This is a genomic window from Mesorhizobium sp. M7A.F.Ca.US.006.04.2.1 (assembly GCF_004022915.1).
Lineage (GTDB): Bacteria > Pseudomonadota > Alphaproteobacteria > Rhizobiales > Rhizobiaceae > Mesorhizobium > Mesorhizobium ciceri.
The window spans coordinates 1-3,785 of sequence record NZ_RZQA01000645.1; the positions used below are offsets into that span (position 1 = coordinate 1).

Annotated in this window: 2 protein-coding genes and 1 pseudogene; 1 reads left to right on the plus strand and 2 read right to left on the minus strand. The window is 60.8% G+C overall.

From position 1 onward, the window contains the following. Positions 1-471: 471 nt before the first annotated feature. Both EN925_RS27160 and EN925_RS27165 read right to left on the minus strand, forming a co-directional pair. Complete coding sequence (locus EN925_RS27160; RefSeq protein WP_127368801.1) at positions 472-1,950, minus strand: TadE/TadG family type IV pilus assembly protein; 1,479 nt, start codon at positions 1,948-1,950, stop codon at positions 472-474. Between the two features lie 523 nt (positions 1,951-2,473). Next, complete coding sequence (locus EN925_RS27165) at positions 2,474-3,343, minus strand: transglutaminase family protein (protein ID WP_013529017.1); 870 nt, start codon at positions 3,341-3,343, stop codon at positions 2,474-2,476. Between the two features lie 165 nt (positions 3,344-3,508). Between EN925_RS27165 and EN925_RS27170 the strand changes: the two are divergent. Next, positions 3,509-3,785: pseudogene (locus tag EN925_RS27170) on the plus strand (HAD family hydrolase); the annotation flags it as partial.

Sequence of the window (3,785 nt, forward strand, 5' to 3'; positions counted from 1 at the left end):
GTGGCGGGGCCGATCCGCTCCCCGGTCCACAGCCTGACCGCAAAACCCGGCTTCAATGTCTCGATCACCGTTCGAACGATGCGAGCGGCCTTTTCGGCTGCCTCCATGCGATTCCTCCGAATGCTGGCTCAGGGGCAGAAGTTTGCCCGGTCGGCCTGGCAATCGCAAGCCGGCCCGCACCAGGCCCGCCCGTTGGTTAATTTCAGACCTGCACCTTGTCTTTTGCTGCAATGCACCCCATCATGAGTATGTGTTCAACAAATCGAAAGGAGGTGATCCGATGTCGAGTGATTTCGTTTTCCAGAACGTGGCCTCAGCGGATTGCACTTTCGGGAAGCAGTCTTCCCGTTAAGGCGCGAAATGCGCGGCGGCTGACCTGATAGGTCATCGCCATGGGCCGCGCCACGGACGGAAACACGGAAGGCCGCCAGCTTCGAAAGAAGCGGCGGCCTTTTCCGTTTGCGGACTAGACTACTGGGTCAATGCGACCTTTTCGGTGTTGCGAATGATTTCCTGAAAGGCGTTGTCCAATTCGGCTCCGGTGGACACGTCGAAGAAATGCCTCTTGGCGCCGGAGGTATCCTTCGACGAACAATCCTTCAGCACCGCCTTTGCCTGGTCCCGCTCGGTTGTCGACATATCCTTGTCGTCCAGATCGAAGCCGATGGTGAAAATCTCGATGCCGTCGTTTTTCATGTTGTCGCACAGCGTTTCGGCGTTGCCGCGCGCAAGGGTGCCCTGCCTGTTGTAGCTGTCCCCAGCACCGGCGAAGGCGGTATTGAACTGGCCATCGGTCATCAGGATCGCGACCTTGGCGATCTTCTTCGGATCGGCATCCGAGGCACCCTTGCCAAGACCGGCATTCCTGATCGCAGTGCGCCATTGCGGCGACAGCATATAATAGGTCCACTGAATGGCGATCGCGCCGGCCGTAAACCCATTGGCCCGGAAGTCCTCGATCGATTCAAGCAAGGCATCGGAATCGGCGGTCAGCGGGATCACTTTGGCATCAGGGCACCTGTTCATGTCCCCGTCACCGAGATGATCGTCCCGGTTGACCAGAGCATAGTATTTCTTGCCGTTCCCGTCGGTGCGAACAGTATCCGGGCCGTCGGCGCTCATATCCGCGTTGCCGTTCTTGTCCTTGCGCTCGGTGGCGCAATTGTCGGGGCGTGGCATCGCCGCGCCGACCATGGAGATGTAGTCGCTGAAGGACGGCAGCAGATTTTTGCCTGTCTTGGCGACGAGAAGCGGACTGCCAGCGATGGGTGGGAGCTCAGAGCTGCCTTGCTTCTCGGCATAGATGTTTTCCGCCAGCTTGCCGGCGTTGACGCCAGATGCATAAGGCACAATCGCGACGCGGATGCGGGGGTTCTGCGGATCCTGTTTCTGCAGCATCGTCTGGACGGCGTTTTTTGCAGCTGTTTTCAGATCGCCGATTTTGTCGACCTTGCCGCGCTTGGCCATCGACCCCGTTATGTCGAGCATCATCGCCACTTCGACGGTCTTGTCCGAATAGAGCGCCGTCGTGGAGGCGGCGACGCGTTTCATGTCGCCCGTGCCAAAAATCGGGAAATACAGCCCGACATCGACATGGGCGTCAGCCTGGACCGTCTTGGCGGTCCTGTTGACGATCAGCCTGTCGAGTACGATCTGGTCGGCCTGCAGAATGCCTGCCTGGCTGTTGGCGTCGAGAAAGGCTTGCACCGATTTGTTGGCATCGGCTTCCTTGATGGCGCCGGTCGTTAGGTCGCGTGCCGTCGATGTGACCGCGGCGTCGACGACGCCTTGGAGGCTCGATCTGGCATTGTAGAGCTGCGATACGTTGACCGAGAAGCCAACAGCCAGCGCCAAGACCGAGGCGCTGAGGCCGAACAGGATTGCGAAATTTCCACCGCGATCCCTGGCGAACCCGCCGACCGCGTGAACAAGACCCCCGTAATTCCGCATCCTACAGCCTCCATTCGCCTCGGCCTCGTCGCCGCGGACAGGGCAATGCAGGATTCCCGCCGGATGACGCCGCTGGCTGGCAGAAGGCCGGCCGCTTGCCGCCAAATCATTGTTTTTGTTCGGCTTCAAGCTCCGCAAAGGTGAATGACTGGTAAACAGAAAAGCGCGGCCGCGGCTGCGTTTACGAGCCGGTTACCATGCTCAAGACGAAGCAATCACGGAATCCCGATGACGTCCTGTTGCGGGACAGGGTCCGTGTGCCGAAGCGGGCCAGTTGTCCCGAGACTGCAAGGCGCGAAATGATCGGATCCAACGCCTCCGGCCGTCGAAAGACCAAAGCGCCATCACGTTTGAAAACCAGGGCCGCTTTTGGCCGCGCCTCAAGGGGTGTTGAGATTCAGGTCAGGCCAGGTCGAAAATGATGGCTTTCGAGAACCGGAGCGGAGCGGACATTTGGTCCGTGAGCACCGGAAGCGCAGAAAGCCGTCATTTGCAGACCGGCCTCACCTGAATCGACATACCGTTAGGCCAGCATCTGTGCGCCGACGGTCCTGTCGATACCGTGGTAGGGCGGGTTGAACAGATTGCCTTCCTGTTCATAGGTCCATACCTTGAACAGGCTGAGCCGGTGGGCGCCGAAACTATGCAGCAGCGGCACGTCGGTGGCGTCGCGGCCGCGGGCGATGACGATGCGGCCGATTCTTGGCGTGTTGTGGCGAGGATCGAACGTGTACCATTTGCCGTCGAGGAACACTTCCAGCCACGCCGAAAAGTCCATCGGTGCCGGATCGGCTGGCACGCCGATATCACCGAGATAGCCGTTCACATAGCGTGCCGGAATATTCATGCAGCGGCAAAGCGTGATCGCCAGATGAGCGAAGTCGCGGCAGACCCCGACGCGTTCCTCATGCGCCTGAGCCGCCGTGCGGGTCGAGCGCGCATAGCCATAGCCGAACGACAGCCGGTTGTGGACATAGTCGACGATAGCCTGCACGCGCGCCCAACCGGACGGAATGTCGCCGAAGAGCTGCCAGGCCAGGCTGCTCAGATGATCCGTCTCGCAATAGCGGCTGCCCAGGAGATAACCGAGAACTTCGTCCGGCAGGTCCGCCACCGGCACTTCCCTGGCCAGCGTGTTTACCTCGTCCGTCTCGCCGCTGTCCTCGACGACCGCGTCGTACAGGATGCGAAAACCACCGGCGGGCGCTGTGAAGCGCCGGCAGGCATTGCCATGCAGATCGTGGTACAGCCTTGTCGGCACCGCGGGCGAGGTCAGCACCCGCGTCTGCCGCTTGATATCAGCCTGCCTGTCCCGATGGATCTCGAGCACTGAAATCACCGGCGTGGCGGCTACGCATTCGATGGCGATTTCATAGCCGAGCCGGATCAGCATCGTTGGTCCCCCCTTCGATCTTGTGAGAAGCAGTCCTTCCCAAACGCCCGGAGGATACCGTGGTTCCCTGGGCCGATCGAAAAGCCCACCCCGTGTCTTCCCCTGCCGCGGTCGAGACGTTAGGTTCGGCAACCCCACCAGCGCTCCCCGGACTCAAGGAAAATCATGTATTCAAGCAGAAAATTCGCGGCCTTCCTCTTCGACATGGACGGCACGCTCATCAATTCCATCGCCTCGGCGGAACGGGTGTGGAGCGATTGGGCACGCCGCCAGGGCCTCGACGTCGCTGCCTTCCTGCCGACGATCCATGGCGTACGCGCGATCGAGACCATCACCGGCCTGGCGCTGCCGGGCGTCGACCCGGCACACGAGGCTGATCTGCTGCTGAAGGCCGAGGCGGCCGATCTCGAAGGCATTATCCAGATCGCCGGCGCCGTGGCAT

Bases quoted from the DNA above. Each gene is read 5' to 3' on its own strand.
- EN925_RS27165 (WP_013529017.1), bottom strand. From the start codon at position 3,343: ATGCTGATCCGGCTCGGCTATGAAATCGCCATCGAATGCGTAGCCGCC.
- EN925_RS27160 (WP_127368801.1), bottom strand. From the start codon at position 1,950: ATGCGGAATTACGGGGGTCTTGTTCACGCGGTCGGCGGGTTCGCCAGG.